The 20831-nt window shown below is 61.4% G+C and carries 10 protein-coding genes; 8 read left to right on the top strand and 2 right to left on the bottom strand.

Annotation, left to right across the window (positions count from 1 at the left end; genetic code table 11):
- Positions 1–21 precede the first annotated feature (21 nt).
- The 4 genes from ACCD00_RS15830 (at position 22) to ACCD00_RS15815 (ending at position 5042) form a co-directional block, all read left to right on the top strand.
- Positions 22–975: a LysR substrate-binding domain-containing protein gene (locus ACCD00_RS15830; RefSeq protein ID WP_413425923.1), complete on the top strand. Its 954-nt coding sequence runs from the start codon at positions 22–24 to the stop codon at positions 973–975.
- A gap of 1030 nt (positions 976–2005) precedes the next feature.
- A complete protein-coding gene (locus ACCD00_RS15825) occupies positions 2006–3325 on the top strand; it encodes an MFS transporter (RefSeq protein WP_413425921.1) in 1320 nt (439 codons plus the stop codon).
- A gap of 25 nt (positions 3326–3350) precedes the next feature.
- The gene (locus tag ACCD00_RS15820; protein ID WP_413425919.1) at positions 3351–4103 is read left to right on the top strand and encodes an Asp/Glu racemase; all 753 of its coding nucleotides are present in this window, start codon (positions 3351–3353) and stop codon (positions 4101–4103) included.
- A 54-nt stretch (positions 4104–4157) separates the two neighbouring features.
- Positions 4158–5042, top strand: a complete 885-nt coding sequence (locus ACCD00_RS15815) for a LysR family transcriptional regulator (RefSeq protein ID WP_413425917.1) — start codon at positions 4158–4160, stop codon at positions 5040–5042.
- Positions 5043–5097: 55 nt separating this feature from the next.
- Here the strand turns inward: ACCD00_RS15815 and ACCD00_RS15810 are convergent, their stop codons facing one another.
- Positions 5098–5982, bottom strand: coding sequence for a LysR family transcriptional regulator (locus tag ACCD00_RS15810; protein ID WP_413425915.1), 885 nt, complete (start codon positions 5980–5982; stop codon positions 5098–5100).
- A gap of 146 nt (positions 5983–6128) precedes the next feature.
- Between ACCD00_RS15810 and ACCD00_RS15805 the strand changes: the two genes are divergently transcribed.
- The 4 genes from ACCD00_RS15805 (at position 6129) to ACCD00_RS15790 (ending at position 9678) form a co-directional block, all read left to right on the top strand.
- Positions 6129–7229, top strand: coding sequence for an alkene reductase (locus ACCD00_RS15805; RefSeq protein WP_413425913.1), 1101 nt, complete (start codon positions 6129–6131; stop codon positions 7227–7229).
- Between the two features lie 162 nt (positions 7230–7391).
- Positions 7392–8294, top strand: a complete 903-nt coding sequence (locus ACCD00_RS15800; protein WP_413425911.1) for a LysR family transcriptional regulator — start codon at positions 7392–7394, stop codon at positions 8292–8294.
- A 184-nt stretch (positions 8295–8478) separates the two neighbouring features.
- A complete protein-coding gene (locus tag ACCD00_RS15795) occupies positions 8479–9237 on the top strand; it encodes an SDR family oxidoreductase (protein ID WP_413425908.1) in 759 nt (252 codons plus the stop codon).
- A 39-nt stretch (positions 9238–9276) separates the two neighbouring features.
- The gene (locus ACCD00_RS15790) at positions 9277–9678 is read left to right on the top strand and encodes an ester cyclase (protein WP_413425906.1); all 402 of its coding nucleotides are present in this window, start codon (positions 9277–9279) and stop codon (positions 9676–9678) included.
- A gap of 174 nt (positions 9679–9852) precedes the next feature.
- Here ACCD00_RS15790 and ACCD00_RS15785 read toward each other — a convergent pair whose 3' ends face one another.
- Complete coding sequence (locus ACCD00_RS15785) at positions 9853–20670, bottom strand: peroxidase family protein (RefSeq protein ID WP_413425904.1); 10818 nt, start codon at positions 20668–20670, stop codon at positions 9853–9855.
- Positions 20671–20831: the final 161 nt, after the last annotated feature.

Here is a 20831-nt window from a genome sequence, read left to right as displayed (position 1 = left end):
GGTTGTCGCAAAGGTGGTCAGATGAAACTGCATCAATTACAGGCGCTGATTGCCAGCGCCGAAACCGGCAGCATCCGCGCAGCCGCGCGCTCGCTGGAGATTTCCCAGGCTGCCGTGACCAAAGCGTTGCGCGAACTGGAAACCAGTCAACAGCTGCCGTTGTTCACCCGAACCCCCAACGGCCTGCACTTCACCGAATACGGAAAAGTCCTGCTGACCCACGCGCGGCTGGTGATCAAGCAGCTCGAACATGCGCAGACCGAGCTCGACCATATGCGTGGCAAGGCCCAGGGCCGGCTCTGCGTCGGGATCACCCCATGGATCGCCCTGACCTTCCTGCCCGAAGTGGTGTTGGCTTTTCGCGAGCGCATGCCGCAAATCAAGCTGGAGCTGTTTGAAAGCCTGATGGCCGTTGCCCAGCCGCTGCTGCGCGACGGCAGCATGGATTTCGCGATCGGCCAGCTGCATCCAGCACAATCGACCCAGGAATTCGCTTGCGAAACCCTGCTCGATTACCAGACTTCGGTGCTGGTCCGCGAGGGTCACGCCCGACAGCACGCACGATCGATCCACGAGTTACTGGAGGAAAACTGGACCCTGAACTACGCGCCGGACGGGCACGATGGGCTGATGCAGGAACTGTTCTGGAAACACGGCGCGCAAATTGATGAGAACCGAATCGTGCGCGCCCATTCGCTGGCCATTTTGCAGATGATGGTCGAGCGGGCCGACATGTGCACCTGGGGGCCGTCCATTGTGAGCACAGCCCCGCCATTCCTGGGGCGCGTGGTGTCCCTGGGGCTGACCGAGCAATTCGAGCCCCGACAACTGAGCATCGTCACCCGACGCAACGGGTCGTTGAGCAACCCGGCACTCTGCTTTACCGATTGCCTGTTGCAGGTCATTCGGCGTCATGCCCGTTCGGCCAGAAAGGAAGATCGGCAACTCTTCGAAACGTTGCGTCTGCGGATGTAAGGCACAGGACGCGCCGCCAAGGCTTGACAGTGGTAAAACCGCAGTCGATGAATGGAGGTTTGATTCCCCGCTTCACCAAACGCAGCTCAACCGTTGAAGTTAAAGCCAGACTGCTTTCAGCTGATAGCGGCCTGTCATGAAGCGCCGTTGACAATAGCAGCCATTTAACATTGTCCGTCTGCTAAATCGGCCCCGGGTTTCCTATCGACCCTGTTCTGCCATGCGCCTCCCGCCCCAGTGGCAAAACGTCAGCCTGGGACTTCAATCCCGCTGGGTGGCATCCGGACGAATGTACCCCCGTATGTGGGGAATCTCATTTTTTGGGGGTGGATTCAGGGACAGTTTTCGTCTGAAAGAAGTAGCCTGGAACGCAGCATTACAGGCCCAAGGCTTGCACCCAAGTGCCCTTCACTCAAATGGCTTAATTATTGCCTCACTACTCATACGAGCTCATGAATTTCGCAGCTCTCAACTTACCAGGCACCAATATAAAAACAACGATTATGGGAGTTTGGTGTCATGTGGACTCACCCTCTGATGCTCGCGGTTGCCTACCTGACTATCACCCTCAGTGCCGGCTGGTTGATTACCATTGTTATCCTATACCTGCTTTGATTCAGTGAGTGATGATGGTTTCCAGATCCCGGGCCGGTGTCGTTTGTCTACCAACCTCTGCCGCAGCCACGTTCAGAACTTTCACAGCATCCATGGAATAATTCGAGGCGGACCTGCAGGAGCAACATGTCGCCATGACCTCACGGGCGTCCGGATGGTGGCCCGGTCGATTATTTTGAGCTGGGCGAGCTATTCCAAATGTACCGACCACTCTAATCAACCAGCCCTCCCCCTATTCACAACGATCTTCTCCTCCCCCACTGCCATCGTCAGCCGCGATGGCAGGCTCGTGAATGGCTGATGTACGAACGGCTTTTACCTCTCCTAACATCGGTCGCACATGACCACTCGTGTGCCGATCTCCATTCGGCACACGAGCTCCAAGAATAAAAACGCAAACCTGCGAGGTTGAACCATGAAAACCCTGGCTGCCACTTCCACGGCGCAAGCTCCTGTCGTCGACAGAGTCGGTCAACTGACCGCCAACCAGCGCTACGTGACGCTGGGAGGCTCCTGGGCCGCCTGGCTGTTTGATGCGCTGGATGCCACCGTCTTCGGTTTTGTCCTGCTGGCGGTTGCCAAGACCTTCGCCGTCGGCCTGGGCGACGTGGTCTCCACGGTTGCCTGGTTTCTGCTGGCCACCGGTATCGGTGGTTTCTTCCTCGGCAATATTTCCGACAAGATCGGCCGCAAGAAAACCATGATGCTGTCGGTATTCGTCTATGGCACCGGCACCTTGCTCTGTGCTTTTGCCGACAGCCTGTGGCAGCTCAATGTGTTCCGCTTCTGTGTCGGTATCGCCGTCGGTGGCTTGTGGTCCGCCGCGGCGGCGCTGGTGTCCGAGATCTGGCCGGCGGCCGGTCGCGCCAAGGCCTTTGCGGTGATGCAGACCGGCTGGTCGGGTGGTGGTCTGCTGGCAGCGATTTTCGCCTGGACGTTCCTTGATGGCGGCAACCCTGAATCCTGGCGCAGCTTGTTCATCTACGCCTCGATCCCGGCCTATTTCACCCTGGTGTTCATCTGGCTGTTCGTCAAGGAGTCGCCGGTGTGGCTGGCCAACCGCGAGTTCATGCGCCTTAACACCGACAAGGGCCGGCTGATGGAAATCTTCCGTCCGCAGTATCTGAAAGTGACCCTGCTGGGCCTGAGCATTTCGGTCCTGGGCATGTACGGCTACTGGATCATCACCACGTTCATGCCGGCTTACCTGCAGAGCATTCTGAACGTGCGCATCGATCAGGCCCCGGTGTTTGTCATCTGGATCGGCATCGGCGCCACCATCGGTTACCTGGCCTACGGCTACCTGGCGGAAAGCATCGGTCGTCGCTTGTCGTTCGCGGTGTTTTTTGGCGGCATGGCGATCATGGTGCCGGTATTTGCCTACTCGGCGACCTTGATGCCATTGACGGACGGCAAACTGCTGTTCACCACCCAGAACGTCATCGCCCTCGGTTCGCTGGCGGCACTGCTGGGCTTCTTCACCGGTTATTTCAGCGGGTTCGGCGCCTGGTACTCGGAGTTGTTCCCGACCAGCATTCGTTCAACCGCCTCGGGTTTCTGTTTCAACTTCGGCCGGGTCGGCGCCATCGCCGGCATCAAGCTGGTCCCGGTACTGATCCCGCTCATCGGCTTTACCGCCACCATTTCCCTTGCCTCCGTTTCCTACGTCATCGCCGCCGTCATGGTGTTCACGCTGCAGGAAACCAAAGGCGTTCAACTCACCAGCGGCAACTGAACCGACCGTTCAAAGGAAAAAAACCATGAAAAATTTTCGCATCGGCCAAATCGTCCCCAGCTCCAACACGACGATGGAAACCGAAATCCCGGCCATGCTGACTTCACGCTACGAACTGTTTCCCGAAGAACACTTTACCTTTCACTCTTCACGCATGCGCATGATGCACGTCAGCCCCGAAGAGCTGAAGAAGATGGACATCGACAGCGACCGTTGCGCGCTGGAGCTGAGCGATGCGCGAGTGGATGTCATGGCCTATGCCTGCCTGGTGGCGATCATGTGCCAAGGCGCGGGCTATCACAAAGTCTCGCAGGAGCGCCTGAGTAAAACCGTGGCCTCCAATCAATCGACCGCCCCGGTACTCAGTTCCGCCGGTGCGCTGATCGATAGCCTGCAGATGCTCGACTACAAGAAAGTCTCGATCATCACGCCGTACATGAAGCCGCTGACCCAACAGGTCATCGACTACATCGAAGCGGCCGGCATCGAAGTGGTCGACTCCATCAGCCTGGAGGTTTGCGACAACCTCGAAGTCGGGCGTCTGGACCCGATGAATCTGCTGGCCCACGCCGACCGGCTGAGCATCGGCCAGGCCGATGGCGTGGTGTTGTCCTGCTGCGTGCAAATGCCGTCGCTACCGGCGATCCAGCTTGTCCAGGATCGCCTCGACAAACCGGTGCTGTCGGCATCGGTCGCCACCGTTTACCAGATGTTGAAAACCCTTGGCCTCAAGGCGCAAGTACCCAACGCCGGCCATCTGTTGTCCGGGGCGTTTTGAGCCGATGCCCAAGGAGGTACTATGCTGGCCATTCAGGCCTAACCGGTACCTCCCATGAAACTCGATCCGGTCTCGTTGCGACTGTTTGTCAGCGTCGTTGAAGAAGGCACCATTGCTGCCGCCGCCAAACGCGAACACATCGCCGCGGCGGCGGTCAGCAAACGGCTCAGCGAGCTGGAAGAACTGCTCGACTCGAAACTGCTCAACCGCACCAACAAAGGCATCACCCCGACCGACGCCGGTCTGTCGCTGCTGTTCATGGCTCGCAGTGCATTGAACAACCTCAATGAAATCGTCGTGCAGATGCGTGACTACTCCCATGGCCGCCGTGGCTCGGTGCATGTCCTGGCCAATATTTCCGCCATCACCCAATTCCTCCCGGGCCTGATCAAGTCGTTCATGGAACTGTACCCACTGATCAACATCAGCCTCGAAGAAAGACAAAGCCTGGCCATCACCAAGGCGGTGTCGGAAAATCGCACCGACATTGGCATCTTCACCCGTCTTCCGCACGGTGCCGATATCGAGGTTTTCCCGTTTCGTACCGATCGCCTGGTGTTGCTTGTGCCCCTTGGGCATCCGCTGGCGACACGCCGCTCGGTCAAATTCAGCGAAACCCTGGATCACGAATACATTGCATTGCGCAGTGGCACTCATCTCAACTTTCAGTTGATCAAGGCAGCCAACGACCTGGGGCGTTCGCTGAAAATCCGCATGGAAGTCTCCAGCTACGACGCGCTATGCCTGATGGTTCAGGCCGGCCTGGGCATTGGCATCATGCCCGAGGGGAGCGCGGCGATTTACAAAATGGACGGTGCGAAGGCAATCAGGCTGGATGAGCCGTGGGCCTCCCGCGAACTCAGCGTGTGCGTAAGGTCGCGAGAGGCGTTGTCGGTCGCGGCGGGATTGTTCCTGGAGCACTTGCTCGAAAGGGCGTAAGCGATATCAGGCTCAATCCGCGACGGCGTGCGCCGATCGCTGCCGGCGTGAGCAATCAGATGCGCAAGTGCGCACTCATGTAGTCAATGAAAACTCGCAACTTGGGCGAGGCATATCGGCTGGCTGGCCACAGCATCCAGAAGACGACCTGGCGGTCAATGTAATCGTCCAGCACGGTGACCAGCTGGCCGCTTTCCAGCGCGTCGCGCACCAGGAAGGTTGGTAGAAAGGCGATGCCCCTGCCACGGACTGCGGCATAGGCAAGAGGTTCGATCGTGTTCGAAGTCATCGTGGCGGGCAGCACCAATTCCGCCTCGGAGGCTTCGAGCCGCAGAGGCCAACGCTCCAGCTTTCCCGTTGCGGGGAATTTGTGCTGCAGGCATGCATGGCGCTCCAGTTCACGCGGATAAGCGGGTACACCATGCCGCTTGAGGTAAGTCGGCGACGCCACCAGCACATGTGCGCAGGAACCGAGACGGCGCGCAGTCAAGCGAGAATCGGTTTGCTCGCCGGTCCGAATCACCGCGTCGAACCCCTCCTCGATCACATCGACCATGCGGTCGCAAAAATCGATATCCAGTTCGACTTCCGGATACCGCTCCATGAACCCTTCAAAGGCCGGCATCATCAGGTCGCCCAGTAGCGGCGAGCCCACCCGAAGCCGCCCACGTGGACTGCCAGCCAGGCCTGACAGCTCGGTCTCGGCAGCGGTGACCTCACTGAGGATACGGCGGCATCGCTCAAGGAACAGGGTCCCCTCGGCCGTCAGCGTGATACTGCGTGTGCTGCGATGAAACAGCCTTACATGCAAGCGCTCCTCCATCCGGGCGATGGTTTTGCCCACGGTCGAGGACGACACCCCCAACTGGCGGGCGGACTCGCTAAAGCTGCGCGTTTCGGCAACCTGCACGAACATCGAGATGCCACTCAGATTTTCCATCACTTTTCTGCTTGCTCCGGCAGAGCCCCACCGACAGGGCGGGATTACGGAAAAACCATCCGAAATGTTCGGCATCGCGGGATGTTTTTCTCCACGGACTTTACGCCTAGATTGCACCCATCCCAACATTGATAGGTATCGTTGTCATGTCCAAACTGCACACCAGCATCCAGATCGGCCCATACCGGATTTCCCATCGCGTCGTTCTGGCGCCACTGACCCGTATGCGTGCCGAGCCGGGTGCCATCCCTGGCCCATTGATGGCCGAGTACTATGCCCAGCGTACCAGCGCCGGTGGCCTGCTCATCGGCGAAGCGACTATCGCCGCAGCCAATGGTAATGGCTACCTCGGCGCTCCCGGTTTGTATGACGACAGCCAGATCGCCGGTTGGAAACTCGTGACCGACGCTGTGCATGCCAAGGGCGGCAAAATCTTTCTGCAGCTCTATCATGCGGGGCGCCAGTCCAATAGCCTCTTGCAGCCGAACGGCGCCCAGCCGGTGGCACCTTCCGTCGTCGAACACGGTGGCCTCGCCTTCACCGAGACCGGCTGGACCCCCGGCAGCCCGCCGCGCGAATTGACCATCGCGGAAATCCACGGGCTGGTGGAAAGCTTCCGCGCCGCGGCCGAACGCGGTATCGCCGCCGGATTCGACGGCGTGGAGCTGCACTCGGCCAACGGCTACCTGTTCGACCAATTCCTCCAGGACGGCAGCAACAAACGTACGGATATCTACGGCGGTTCGTTCGAGAACCGCAGCCGGTTCCTGCTGGAAGCGGTAGCGGCGGTGATTTCCGTCTGGGGCAGCAATCGGGTGGCGGTGCGCCTGGGCCCGAGCGGCAATTTCGGCGATATGTCCGACAGCGACCCCGTTGGCCTGTTCACCTATGTCGCACGCGAACTGAACAAGCTGGACCTTGCCTATCTGCACCTGATCGAGCCGCGCATCCTGGGTCTCATCGAAGACGAGCGCCGCGACCAGAATCCGGTGGCGTCCCAACTCATCCGTCAGCATTACAAGGGCACCCTTATCGCGGCAGGCGGTTTCTCCGGTGAATCGGCCAACGCGATCCTCGAGGCCGGCGATGCAGACCTGGTCGCTTTCGGCCGCCACTTCATCGCCAACCCTGACTTGCCAGAGCGCCTGCGCAATGGCTGGCCACTGAACCCGTACGACCGCGAGTCGTTCTTCGGCGGCACGCAAGCGGGTTACACGGACTATCCTTTCCATACTGAAGTTGCATGATGATTTGCACCACGGGTAACCGGGGGCATAGTGCCCCGGTTACCTACCCCTCCTCCAAAAAAACACTCACCCAAGTAGCGATCCGCCAGCCTGCTGCCCGTTTCACCGTAGCTTCTGCCAACGGACTCAAGGTACATGCTGGCTGTTGGATGGAGCTGACGCATGAAGGACCTTTTCTCCTACAGGCTTTTCACAAGGGTGGCGCGACTGGGCAGCTTTTCGGCGGCGGCACGCGAAGTGGGCCTTTCTCAATCCCAGGTTTCCAGGATTGTGGCCGAACTCGAAACCGATCTCGGCACCCTGTTGCTGGCGAGATCGACACGTGCCGTCGTACCGACTGAGGCAGGGGCGGATTTTCTCTCGAGAATGGAGCCGATTCTCGCCGCGGTGGAAGAAGCAGAGCAAAGCGTTCGCGGCGGCGCGGAGCTGCGTGGCGTCGTGCGGATCAGCATGCCTACGAGCATCGGTGTAAGGGAAATCATTCCGCGCATGGCGCCGTTCGCGGCGATACATCCCAACCTGCATATCCAGGTCCTGCTCGCCGACCATTGGCAGGATCTGGTGCGGGAAAATATCGATGTAGCGATAAGGCTGGGACGGCTGGTGGATTCCCGTGCAACGAGCCGTCAAATCATGACGATCTCCCGGTTCATTCTTGCCTCACCGTCCTACCTGCGCGCCGCTGGGGAGCCGACTACACCTGAGGACCTGCAATGCCACCGAATCATTGCAGGTCCAGCCTCGACGGTACCGAGCGGGTGGATGTTCAAACGCGATGGCGAGACCAGGACGATTCAGCTCGAGGCACACTTCTCGACCGACGAAAACGAAGGGGCGGTCGCGGCGGCCACGGCCGGATTGGGTATCACCTCGACAACGGCATGGGCGTGTCGGCGCGAACTGGAAAGCGGTGAACTGGTCGCGCTGCTCACCGATTGGGAGACCGAGTCCGTGCCTGTTCATGCCTACTTCCCCCACGGCTCGCGAACCCGCAGTGCCGGCCGCGCCCTCATCGAGCATCTCGTAGCCAGCCTGGTTGGCGAGGGAAGCGGCGTTTCAAGCTAGCATCAGGTCGGCACAGCACAGCACAGCAATGTCTATGCATACCTTACATAAATGATAGCGAAAAAGAGTGGCTACTCCGTTCACGCCGAAGCTGCCAACTTAGCGTCACTGCCTGCACGACACATCGCTCGACTGGTTCGTTCGTGGCGGCATTTCCTTACTTCATCTCCCCAGGAGAAGCGTGATGCGTATGACCGGCAATACCATTTTCATCACTGGCGGCGGCTCCGGCATCGGCCAAGGGCTGGCCGAAGCTTTCCACAAGCTCGGCAATCAAGTGATCATCTCCGGACGGCGCAAGGAGCGACTGCAGCAGACGCTCGACGCCAACCCCGGCATGGCGGCCATCGAGCTCGACATCAACGACACGGCCAGCATCAAGGCTGCAGCGCAGCACCTCATCGCCCATTACCCTGAGCTCAACGTGCTGATCAACAATGCCGGCATCATGCTGCTCGATCATGCAGAAGGTCCGGTGGACGATGAGCTTGCCCTGTCGACCGTCACCACAAACCTGCTGGGGCCGATCCGCATGACCTCGGCGCTGGTCGAGCATCTGAAGGCCAGGCCGGATGCGGTCATCGTCAACGTCTCCTCGGTGCTCGGCTTCGTGCCAATGGCCGTGACGGCGGTGTATTCGGCGACCAAGGCGGCGCTGCACTCCTACACCCTGTCACAGCGCTACCTGCTGCGTGAACACGGCGTCCGGCTGGTCGAGATCGCACCACCGTGGGTACGCACCGAGTTGCTCGACAGCAGCGAGGAAGAGCGTGCCATTCCCCTCGACCAGTTCATTACAGAAGCGATGAAACAGTTCGAGAGCGGTGCCGACGAAATCCTCGTCGCTCCGGCCGAAGCCATGCGCGCCAATCCTGGCCCGAACGAGCATGCCTGGGTCAATGGGTTCAACGACATGATTGCAAAAGGACCGGCTTTCGGTTGATTGCGACCGCATCTTTTACATTGCAAGCAGGATCAGACTATGACTTCACGTACCCCCGCCGAGAACAAGGCCATTGTCCTCGAAGGCTTCGCAACCCTGTTCAATCGCAAGGATCTGGCTGCAGCCGAGCGCTTCTGGTCACCCTCTTATATCCAGCACAGTGCACACGTGCCCGCAGGTCGCGAGGGTCTGTTCGAACTGGTCGCCGCAGGATCGCCCGAAATGCGTTACGAATGCCAGTTGGCAGTAGCTGAAGGCGACTTCGTCATGTTGCACGGTCGCTTCACTGGAATCGGTCAGCCTGCGAATTGGGTCGTGGTCGACATCCTGCGGCTGGAGGATGGCGTGATGGTCGAACACTGGGATGTGATTCAGGACGAGGCAACGCGCTCGGGTTCCGCCGGCGGGTACCCCATGTTTGGAGATCAGTTCCCCGGCTGACACTCGATACCTCCTCGCTCGGCGGTCTTTGATCAACCAGCGCACTGCTGAAATATCACTACCCCTGTTCTTGAAAGCGAAACTGATGGGCAATTGAATGGAAGGAAAAAGGGAGGGCATCCATTGCCCTCCCCTCTACTGTTCCGCCCTCCTGCGACGGTACTGACCAGGACCTCAAGTGGCCAGAATGAAGTCCGTCTGATCAACGGTCGTACTGCTGACACCAACAAGATGAATCGTGTCCGCCCCGATCCCGACCACCGTGTCCGCCCCGTTAGCCGTTATGGTCACGTTGGCAGCGAACGTCGCGCTGGTGATCCCCAGTGCCGCGATATTGAGCAAGTCCTGCCCTGCGGCCGCATTGGCGCCGAAGTTCAGGATCGTATCGTTGCCGAAACCCGCGGCAGCAAACTCGAAAATATCGTTGCCGGCGACGCCGCCACTCATCAGGTCGTTACCGCCACCGCCGATGAGAATGTCGTTACCCGCACCACCCACGAGCATGTTGGAGAACGCGTTGCCGGAGCCCACGAAATTGCCGCTGCCGCCGAAAAACAGATTCTCGACATCGGCACCCAGGGTGTAGCTCGCGAGCGAGGTCCACACCGAGTCGTTGCCGGCACCGGCAAGCTCGTTCACCACGTCCCCAGGGTCGGTGACTTCGTAGATATCGCTGCCGACACCGCCGGCCATCGTATCGGCACCTGCGTGACCGATGATGACATCGTTACCTGCGTCACCACTGAGGACGTCGTTACCCGTACCGCCCATGATCGTGTTGTTGAGCTCGTTGCCGCTGCCCGCAAAGTTGCCGCTGCCGCCGAAATACAGATTCTCGACGCTGGCACCCAGGGTGTAGCTGGCGAGCGAGGTCCAGACCGCGTCGCTGCCGCCATCGGCGAGCTCCGTCACCACGTCCCCAAGGTCGGTGACTTCGTAGACATCGTTGTCGACACCGCCGGCCATCGTGTCGGCACCTGCGCCACCGATGATGACGTCGTTACCTCCACTGCCGATGAGGACGTCGTTACCCGCACCGCCCACGATCGTGTTGTTGAGCGCGTTGCCGGTGCCCGCAAAGTTGCCGCTGCCGCCGAAATACAGATTTTCGACGTTGGCACCCAGGGTGTAGCTCGCCAGCGAGGTCCACACCGAGTCGTTGCCGGCATCGGCGAGCTCGTTCACCACGTCCCCAAGGTCGGTGACTTCGTAGATGTCGCTGCCGACACCGCCGGCCATCGTGTCGGCACCTGCGCCACCGATGAGGACATCGTTACCCGCACCACCCACGAGCGTGTTGTCGAGCGCGTTGCCGGTGCCCGCAAAGTGGCCGCTGCCGCCGAAATACAGATTCTCGACGTTGGCCCCCAGGGTGTAGCTCGCGAGCGAGGTCCAGACCGAGTCATTGCCAGCACCGGCGAGCTCGGTCACCACATCCCCAGTGTCGGTGACTTCGTAGATGTCGTCGCCAAGACCGCCAGCCATGGTATCGGCACCTGTACCCCCGATGAGCACATCATTGCCCGCGTCACCATTGAGGATGTCGTTGCCGCCCAAGCCGTTCAGGAGGTCGTTGCCAACACCTCCGCTGGCCACATCGTCGCCTGCGGTGCCGGTCCATATGTCGGCACCGGCGGTACCGACAAATACATCACCGACCACTGTCGTTGCCGCAGAGGTGACTCGCTCAAGTGTGCCGAGGTCATCGGTATAACTCGCGACGACCCGCAGTTGTTGACCGGACAGCGTCGTGTCGGGCGTGAAGGTCGTGCCCGTAGCACCGGCGATGTCGGTAAAGATCGCACCGCTCCCCGCCTGCCACTGATGGTTAATCACCGAGGTCGTGGTTCCGTTGGCGTCGGTGAACGCATCCGTGGCGGTCAAGGCCGAGCCTGGCGTCGGAGTCGTATCGCTGATCAGCACCGTTCCGACCGGCAGGACATTGACGGTGCCGGTACCGGCCGGCGCGATCGGTGCGGTCGGCGCCGAGAATACCTCCTCCAGCACGCCATTGGCGTCCTGGTAGACCGCCCTGACGCGCAGAGCCAATCCGGTTGCCACGACAAGTTGCGGAACAGCCGGGACGGCGCCAATAAGGGTCGCCGGTGGTGCGACTCTGAGTTCCGTGCCCACTGTGACAGTCGTACCCTCCGCACGCGTGACCTCACCGGCGGCAAAGAAGGTGATGTCTTCGAAGACTCCCGAGCCCGGGCGTGCTTCGAACTGCCAGAAGTAACTGATGGGGCTGGTGATCGCGCCGCCAGTCGCGGTATTGTCGGCATCGGTGATATCGGCCGCCGAGACGGTCAGCGTCTGGCCGACGGAGGGCGTGGGATCATCGATCCTCAGCGAACCGACTGGCTCCGAGTTCACACCGCCGAGAACAACCGACTGATCGGCGAACTGCAACCGCTCGATATTGCTGAGGGTGTCAGTCCCGTCCCTGCCAGCGACGCTGTCGGTGACCGTAAAGGTGCCGTTGGCGTTATTGACCACGGTGTAATCCGCCAGATTGCCGGAGAACAACGCCGTGTCGAAGTCGGGACCGGTCGCCGTCAGGATTTCGCGGACGATCTGGAGCTGGCCGGGGTTATAGGTGCCGTTCAACATCAGCGGGACCAGCGGCGTCATGCTGTCGAAGGTGGCGATTTCCGGGCCGGTGCCATCGATGTTCTGCCGCACGCTGATGCGTACGTTGAGCCACTTGTCGCCGTCGATGAGGTCATCGCCGCCACGGCCTTCGATGACATCGCTGCCAGCGCCGCCCAGGACGATGTTGCCCGCGTCGAACTTATCGTCGGCCGTACCGGCGATGCCATCCACCCCGTTGCCGGCAGCGCCGACGAACGCCCGCAGACCGCTGATGAGGTCGAAGTTGGTGAGCACGCTGCCCTTGGCGCCTGCCACAGCGAGCAATGCCGCGGTGGAATCGTCGCCGCTGAGGAAATCGGCGTGTGACGATCCCGACAGCCCTTCCACCAGGTCCAGCCGGGCAAGGATCGACGCGGTGGAACCGGGTACCGCCGGTTGATCGAAGAAGCGCAGCCTGGAGTTGAGGCCGATGGTCACGCCGGCCGGGTCGTCCTTGTAGGTCGCCCAGTCGTAACCGGAGAAGCCGATGAAACGGTCCGCCTCGCTGGGGCTGCCGATCATGATGTCATCACCGCCCTCCCCGTCGAAGTTGTCCGGTCCGCCATCGCCCATGAACACATCGTTGCCATTGATCGGATCGTTGCCGAATGCGTCGAAGTTGTCGCCGGCAACACCATCGGCGGATCCGCCCTGGATCCAGTCGTCACCTTCGCCGCCGCGCGCGAATTCGTTCGCCTTGCTGCCGAGGATGAAGTCGTTGCCCAGGCCGCCGCTGGTATCGGCCGCGTCCTCGCCGGTGACGATGAAGTCCTGACCGGCCTGGCCGAGGATCAGGTTGAGGCCGTTGCCGCCCTGGATGACGTCGTTGCCGTCCTCGCCGTGGATGACGTCGTCGCCGCCGATGTCGGTGATGATGTCGTCACCGGTACCGCCGAAGAGTTGGTCGTTGCCGTAGCCGCCATCGATCCGGTCGTTACCGGCATCGCCATAGACCGTATCGTCGTCCGAGTCGCCTGCAATGAGGATGTCATTGCCGGGCGTACCGCCCAGCACGACCGTATCGGCGCCGGTGTAGTGCAGGTAGTTGGTATCCGGGCCAGGTGTGGCAGGATTGTCGCGGATCACCAGTGGCGTGAGGAAGTCACTGCGTGGTGAGCCAATCGGGTGGTTCGACGGGCCAAACGGATCGGCATTGGCCGGCAGGTTGTCGGCGGCCTCATTGACTGGCGTCAATGGATTGTCGACCAGTATGCCATCCGGCCCGGCAATCACACTCGGGTTGTACTGGTTCGCCTGGTTGACCTCCAGAGTGTAGGCCGGCGTCAGGAAAACCCTGCCCGGGAGGTGTGTTGCGTCGGTATTGGCCATGACCAGCGCGGAGAACGTGTTGTTCTCAAGCTCGGCGCCAAAGTCCATCGAGGCGGTGCGCTCCAGATAGTAGAAGCGGTCACCGTCCTGGAGTTTCTCCATCTGGTTCTCGAAGACGAAGTTGAAGGTCGAGCCGAGCATGCCGCCAAAGGGCATCTTCTCCTCGGCCAGCCCGCCAACCCAGAAATCGACGTTATCCAGGCCGGTGATGGTCACATCGTCTGCCGTGTGCAAAACACCGTCCGCACCAGCGGTGCTGGTCCAGGCGCCGGTGCTGTTGAGGAAGTCGACACGATCGGCCGGTGCGGTCGCGCCGCCCAACACCAGGTCCGCAGCCGCGGCACGCTTGTCCGCCAGCGTGGTGGCGGCGGTGATGGTCGGGTGCGTGCCGTAGGCGGCGATGAAGTTGATCAGCGATTCCGGATGCTTCATGTGCTGCACGAAATCGGCCCAGCTCGTGTAGGGCTTGAGCTCTGCGTCGCCAGTGGGCAGATAGAACTCCCGCCGCGCCGCGTTCAGGGACGGAATGCCGGTATCGCGACCGCGCGCCAGGTTGATGGCGGGCAGATCGAGCGGCAGACCCAGCAGGTTGTTGCGCAGGGCTTCGGTGACGAACTCGTCGATCTCGTTGCCCACCTGACGGGTCACGCCGCGCACGATGGCACCGGCCGCCTGTTCCGGAGTGGGACCGCTGCCTGCGAACTCCAGTGGGTTGAGGAAGGCCTGAATCAGCCCGATGTCGCTCGAGGCGAAGTTCGGATCAAGCCTGTCGACCTGCTCCAGCAGCATCGAGTGCCCGAAGCGATAGACGGTGTGCGCGAACTCGGCAACGATGCTTGGATCGATCGCCGTGTCGTACACCTGCCCCGGGGCGAAGAACGGATCGACCATCGGCTGGATCGTACGCGCGAACTCCTCGAACACCAGGTGCTGGTACTGCATCTCGGTGCCGAACTTCGCGGTCTGGAACAGGCGCTCGCCGTTCCAGTCGAGGGTCGAGGTGTCGGCGGGAACGGCAGTGACAGGCGTCAGCAGCCATTCGTTCAGGAACGATACATCGCCGCTTGCGGCTGTCGCCAGGACCACGTCCTTGGTGTGATCGACCAAGCGGTTGTGTTCATGGTGGAAGATGGAATGGACGGTGGTCAGGCCGATGTTCTCGTTGACCCGGCCATCGCCGGCAATGTAGTGCGCGTCCAGCAGTTCGTTGTCGTAGAAGCCAGGCGCAGGTGTACCGCCAACGATATTGTCCGCATCGGGCAGCAGTGCTGCGCCGGTCTGGTCGTCCACCGGAACGGCGGTGTGCGCGATGTCGTTGAGGAAGGCATGGCCGGTGCGCGCGGCATTGACCAGGCTGATGGGCGCCGCCGGATTGCCTTCAACGAGCACATCGTCGGCCGTACCGGCGATGCCGTCCGGGCCCAACATCACTACCTGTGGAAAACCGTTCGGACCCTTGATGAAATTGCCGTAGGCGTCGGTCGCCAGCAATGGCACGTTGTTGAAATCGGCATCCGTGAGATTGATGCCGAGCAGATCATGGGCTTGCGCCTTGACCACCTTCCAGGTGGCCATGCCACCGATCCCGACGTCATCGGCCGTACCGAACACGCCATCGGCGCCCAGATCACGATTTTCGATCAACTTGCCGGTGGCCACCGGATCACCAGCTGCGTTGAGCTCGTAGGCACGCAGGAACACCTGGTGCGAGGGATGCGAGCTGTAGGTCTGGTTCTGGTCGACAAACGGCGAGGTGGTGTTGGTGTTCTCGTGGATGTCGTCGGCCGTGCCCAGAACGCCATCGGGGCCGGGCAGATTGGTGGCGCGCGTCAGCACCATGAAGTTGGTCGGGCTACCTGGCACGAACAGCGGGTCATCCGGCTGCAGCGGAATGAACACGGTGCCCGAGCCGCCCTTGGTGACGAGGTCCAGGCCATGGTCGAAAAACTGGCCGAAGAAGGTCATCCATTGGTTGAAGGGCGCGGTCAGGCCCGCGTCGGGGCTCACGTTCGGGTCGAAGAAGGTCTGGAACGTCGTGCCGTCCGTACGGGTTCCGGTAACCACCTGAGCACCGGCCTTGAGGACATCGTCAGGCGTGCCGAGGATGCCATCCACACCGGGATCAAAGGTGGCCGCGACCGCCGCCGGGTTGTGCGCAGTCTGGTCGACGATCAGGTTGCTGATGGTGCGCGGCTGCGAGTCGATCACCAGACCGCTGGTCTGGGTGTAACTCGTGCCGGCATCGGCCGGGCGGAAGTTCGGCGTGGTCAGGCGCGGGAATGCATTATCGGCGGCACCGAACTCGGGATGGAGCAGGTTGTTGTCCGTCCCTTCGACCGTGCGTAAACCGAACGGCATCCGTACGTTGTCGAGCAGCGAGCTGAGGTTCTCACCGGCCGCGTTGTGTTCCGCTATCTTGATCTGGTCAAGGATGAACGCCAGGTCCGATTGCGTGTAACGCACACCGTTGCTGGGGGCAGTGGTCTGCGGATCGATCAGCGAAGGCGCCACTACCGGGGCCGGCGCCGCAGCCACTACTGCGGTAGTGGGTGCCGAGAATACCTGCTCGGTCACACCATGATCGTCCGCATAGAAGGCTTTGACGCGGATTGCCAGGCCGGCAAGATCCGGCGTCACCGTGAAAGTGGGCTGGTCCGCTCTGGTAAATCCGATACCGATGCGGCCTGGACCGAGGATGATGTCCTCGAAGACGCCCGAGCCCGGCGCCGCTTCAAACTGCCAGATGTAACTGATGGCATTGTTGATCGCCCCGCCCGCGTTGTCGCCATCGGTGATGCCTGCCGCCGACACGGTCAGCGTCTGGCCTACGGTCGGCGCGGTGTTGCTCACCGTCAGCGCACCCACAGGCTCGGCGTTGACCCCCTGCACGAGGACCACTGCCTGATCGGAGAACTGCAGCCGCTCGATGTTGGTGAGACGGTCGGTTTCTTCCTTGCCGACATTGTCGGTCACGGTGACGACGTCGGTGCCGACGATATTGAGGGGAGCGGCGGGATCAACGACGATGCCGTTGACGGCGATCGTGTAGTTCGCCAGAGGGCCCAGGAAGTTAACCGTGTCGAACGCAGCCCCGCCTGTGGATGTACCGGGCAGGATCTCACGCACGGCGACGAGCTGGCCAGGATTGAAGGTGCCGTTCAGCATAAGCGGGATCATCTGCGTCATGCTGTCGAAGCTGGCGATTTCCGGCCCGGTGCCATCGATGTTCTGCCGCACGCTGATGCGCACGTTGAGCCAACTGTCGCCGTCGATGAGGTCACTGCCGCCACGGCCTTCGATGATGTCGCTGCCATCGCCGCCGAGGATGATGTTGCCCGCGCCGAACTGATCATCAGCCGTCCCGCCGATACCGTCGGCACCGAAACCGGCGCTGCCGACGAAGGCCCGCAGGCCACTGACGAGATCGAAGTTGGTGAGGATGCTGCCCCTGGCCGTGATGTTGGCGATGATGGCTGCGTTCTGTTCGTCGCCGCGCAGGAAGTCGGAGAAGGCCGACCCCGACAGGCCCTCCACTTCCGCGAACCGGTCATAGACCGCATCGGGCGATTGCGCGAATGCACCCACGATATTGCCCGCGGCATCGGGCACCGGGTGATAGGGACTGAAGAAGGGAACGACCATGTCGACGGTCACGCCGTACAGGTCATTCTTGTAGGTGGTCCAGTCGTACCCGGACATGCCGTCCATCTTGTCTTGCGCGTCGCTGGCGACAAAGACGTCATCGCCGCCCTCGCCGATCATTTCATCGAATCCACCCTTTCCGATGAAGATGTCGTTGCCGGGCACATCGTCGGTCAATGTCGGGCTCATGTTATCGCCGGGTGCACCGTCCTGGGTGCCGCCCTCGATCCAGTCATCGCCTTCGTTGCCGGTGGGCGCCAGGTTGACCTTGGCGCCGAGGATGAAATCGTCGCCCGCGCCGCCGAAGGTCATCGTGATGTCTTCGGTGGTGATGATGAAGTCTTTACCCGCACCGCCGAGGACCAGATTGTTGCCGGCGAGGATCGAGTTGCCGGCCTGGATGACGTCGTTGCCGTCGTCACCGTGGATGACGTCGGCGCCGCCGATGTCAGTGATGATGTCGTCACCGGCGCCGCCAAAGAGGTTGTCGTTGCCGTAACCGCCGTCGAGCCGGTCGTTGCCGGCGTCGCCATAGACGGTGTCGTCGTCCGAGTCGCCGGCAATGAGGATGTCGTTGCCGGCTGTGCCGCCGAGCACGACCGTATCACCGCCGGTGTAGTGCAGGTAGTTGGTATCCGGGCCCACTGTGTCGGGATTGTCGCGGATCACCAGTGGCGTGAAATGGTCAATCCGAGGTGAGCCTATCGGGTGGTCCGACGGGCCGAAGGGATCGGCGTTGGCAGGCAGATCGTCGAGCGTGCCGACGATTCCGTCCGGCCCGGCCACCACGCTCTGGTTGAACTGGTGCAACGGGTCGGTCTCGAGGATGAAGGCCGGCGTCTGGAATATGTTGGCCGGCAGGTGTGTTGCGTCGCTGTTGAGCATCACCAGGTTGGCGAACGAATTGTTCTCAAGCTCAGTGCCGAAGTTGAGTCCCGCGGTGCGGGCCAGATAGTAGAAGCGGTCACCGTTCTGCAGGTTTTCCAACTGGGTTTCGAAGACGAAGTTGAAGGACGAACCCAGCAGGCCGCCAAAGGGCATCTTCTCCTCAGCCAGGCCGCCGATCCAGTAGTCGACGTTGTCCAGGCCGGTGGTGGTCACGTCGTCTGCAGTGTGCAGAATGCCGTCCGCACCGGCGGTGCTGGCCCAGGCGCCGGTACTGTGCAGGAAGTCCAGGCGATCAGCCGGTGCCGTGGCGCTACCGAGCACGAGATCCGCAGCCGCGGCGCGCTTGGCCGCCAGCGTCGTAGCGCCAGTGATGGTTGAATGCGTACCGTAGGCGGCGATGAAATTGATCAGCGATTCCGGGTGTTTCATGTGCTGCACGAAATCGGCCCAGCTGGTGTAGGGGGTCAACTGGCTGTCGCCGGTCATGTGGTAGAACTCGCGCCGCGCCGCGTTCAGCGACGGGATGCCGGTGTCGCGGCCGCGCGCCAGGTTGAGGGCGGCCAGGTCCAGGGGCAGACCGACCAGGTTGTTGCGCACCGCGTCGGTCACGAACTCGTCGATCTCGTTGCCGACCTGGCGGGTCAGGCCGCGTACGATGGCGCCTGTCGCCTGCTCAGCGGTCGGGCCGCTCGCAGCAAATGCCAGCGGGTTGAGGAAGGCCGCGATCAGGCCGGTCTGTTGATTGCCCGGGTCAGTCGGATTGCCGTCGCCGACGACGTTGAAGTTGGCATCGAAACGATCGACCGTCTCCACCAGCATCGAGTGACCGAAGCGAAAGACCGTGTGCGCGAACTCGGCGACGATCGACGGGTCGATCGTGGTGTCGTTACCCATGGGTGCCAGGAAGACGTCCACTTGCGGCTGGATGGTGCGCGCGAACTCCTCGAACACCAGGTGCTGGTATTGCATCTCGGTGCCGAACTTGGCGGCCTGGAACAACCGCTCGCCGTTCCAGTGCAGGGCCGCGATGTCGGCCGGCGTCACTGGCAACGCTGTCAGTTGGGCATCGGGCATCAGCCACTTGTTCAGGAAATCGAGGTCGGCGGAAGCCAGCACTGTCTGCTTGGTCTGATCAACCAGCCGGTTGTGTTCGTGGTGGAAAACGGAGTGAACGGTGGTCAGGCCGATGTTCTCGTTGACGCGGCCATCGCCGGCGATGTAGTGCGCATCCAGCAACTCGTTGTCATAGGTGCCGGGCGCTTGCGGGCCGCCAATGACGTTGTCCGCGTCGGGCGTCAGGCCGCCAGTCGGATCGGCGCTGTGCGCAATGTCGATGAGGAACTGGTGGCCGGTGCGCACGGCGTTCGTCAGGTCGATGGGAGCGGCGCGGTTACCCTCGACGAGTATGTCGTCGGCGGTGCCGGCAATGCCATCCGCGCCCAACATCACCACTTGCGGAAGACCGTTGGGCCCCTTGATGAAGTTGCCATAGGCGTCGGTCGCCAGCAGCGGCAGATTGAACACATCGGCATCGGTCAGGTTGATGCCGAGCAGATCATGGGCCTGGGCCTTGACCACCTTCCAGGTGGCCATGCCACCGGTTTCGACATCGTCGGCCGTGCCGAACACACCATCGGCACCCAGGTCACGATTGGTGATCAGCTTGCCGGTGGCGACCGGATCGCCGGCGGCGTTGATCTCATAGGCGCGCAGGAATACCTGGTGCGAGGGATGCGAGCTGTAGGTCTGGTTCTGGTCGACAAACGGCGAGGTGGTGTTTTGCTGTTCGTGGATGTCGTCGGCCGTGCCGAGGATGCCATCGGGACCGGGCAGATTGGTGGCCCGGGTCAACACCATGAAGTTGGTCGGGCTACCAGGCACGAACAGTGGATCGTCGGGCTGCAGCGGAATGAACACTGTGCCGCTGCCACCCTTGGTGACCAGGTCCAGGCCATGGTCGAAGAACTGGCCGAAGAAGGTCATCCAGGCGTTGAAGGGCACGGTCAGGCCCGCGTCCGGCGTGATATTGGGGATCTTGAAGACGGAAACGTCGTCGGCGGTGCCGAACAGCCCGTCCAGACCGGGGCTGGTGACAGTCTGTGAATCCGGATTGAACGCTGCGGCCGCGACCGCCGCCGGGTTGTTGGCGGTCTGGTCGACGATCAGGTTGCTGATGGTGCGCGGCTGCGAGTCAAAGACGAAACCGCTGGTCTGCTGGTAGGAAGTCGGCGTGGTTCCGCCAGGATCGGTGGGGCCGAAGAAGCCGGCCGGCTGTACCTGCGCGGTATTGAACACCGGCGGCGTCATGCGCGGGAAGATGTTGTCGGCGGCACCGAACTGGGGATTGGCCAGATTGTTGTAGATGCCGGAGACGGTGCGCAGGCCGAAAGGTACTTCTACGTTCGGCAGCATGTCAGCCAGACTCACGCCTGCCGCATGCCGTTCGGCGATGAAAATTTGTTCGAGAATGAACTCGAGATCGGACTTGATGAAGCTGGCCATGGTTGATTCCTCGATGCTCGACTAATCAGGAAACCACACGCATGAAACACGGCTGCAAGCGCATGGTTTAGTGTTGGACCCCATAAATGAAAATCGAAAATTGAACGACGGGACCTGGTCGTACGGGCGCACCGAGCCCTTGCTGAATGGCGTGCAATCAG

Source organism: Pseudomonas sp. Pseusp3, assembly GCF_047304225.1.
Taxonomy (GTDB): Bacteria; Pseudomonadota; Gammaproteobacteria; order Pseudomonadales; family Pseudomonadaceae; genus Aquipseudomonas; species Aquipseudomonas fluorescens_CD.
Note: the sequence above shows the minus strand (reverse complement) of the source record. Positions and strands in the feature narration are given on the sequence as shown.

Bases quoted from the DNA above. Each gene is read 5' to 3' on its own strand.
- ACCD00_RS15830 (WP_413425923.1), top strand. From the start codon at position 22: ATGAAACTGCATCAATTACAGGCGCTGATTGCCAGCGCCGAAACCGGC.
- ACCD00_RS15825 (WP_413425921.1), top strand. From the start codon at position 2,006: ATGAAAACCCTGGCTGCCACTTCCACGGCGCAAGCTCCTGTCGTCGAC.
- ACCD00_RS15820 (WP_413425919.1), top strand. From the start codon at position 3,351: ATGAAAAATTTTCGCATCGGCCAAATCGTCCCCAGCTCCAACACGACG.
- ACCD00_RS15815 (WP_413425917.1), top strand. From the start codon at position 4,158: ATGAAACTCGATCCGGTCTCGTTGCGACTGTTTGTCAGCGTCGTTGAA.
- ACCD00_RS15810 (WP_413425915.1), bottom strand. From the start codon at position 5,982: ATGGAAAATCTGAGTGGCATCTCGATGTTCGTGCAGGTTGCCGAAACG.
- ACCD00_RS15805 (WP_413425913.1), top strand. From the start codon at position 6,129: ATGTCCAAACTGCACACCAGCATCCAGATCGGCCCATACCGGATTTCC.
- ACCD00_RS15800 (WP_413425911.1), top strand. From the start codon at position 7,392: ATGAAGGACCTTTTCTCCTACAGGCTTTTCACAAGGGTGGCGCGACTG.
- ACCD00_RS15795 (WP_413425908.1), top strand. From the start codon at position 8,479: ATGCGTATGACCGGCAATACCATTTTCATCACTGGCGGCGGCTCCGGC.
- ACCD00_RS15790 (WP_413425906.1), top strand. From the start codon at position 9,277: ATGACTTCACGTACCCCCGCCGAGAACAAGGCCATTGTCCTCGAAGGC.
- ACCD00_RS15785 (WP_413425904.1), bottom strand. From the start codon at position 20,670: ATGGCCAGCTTCATCAAGTCCGATCTCGAGTTCATTCTCGAACAAATT.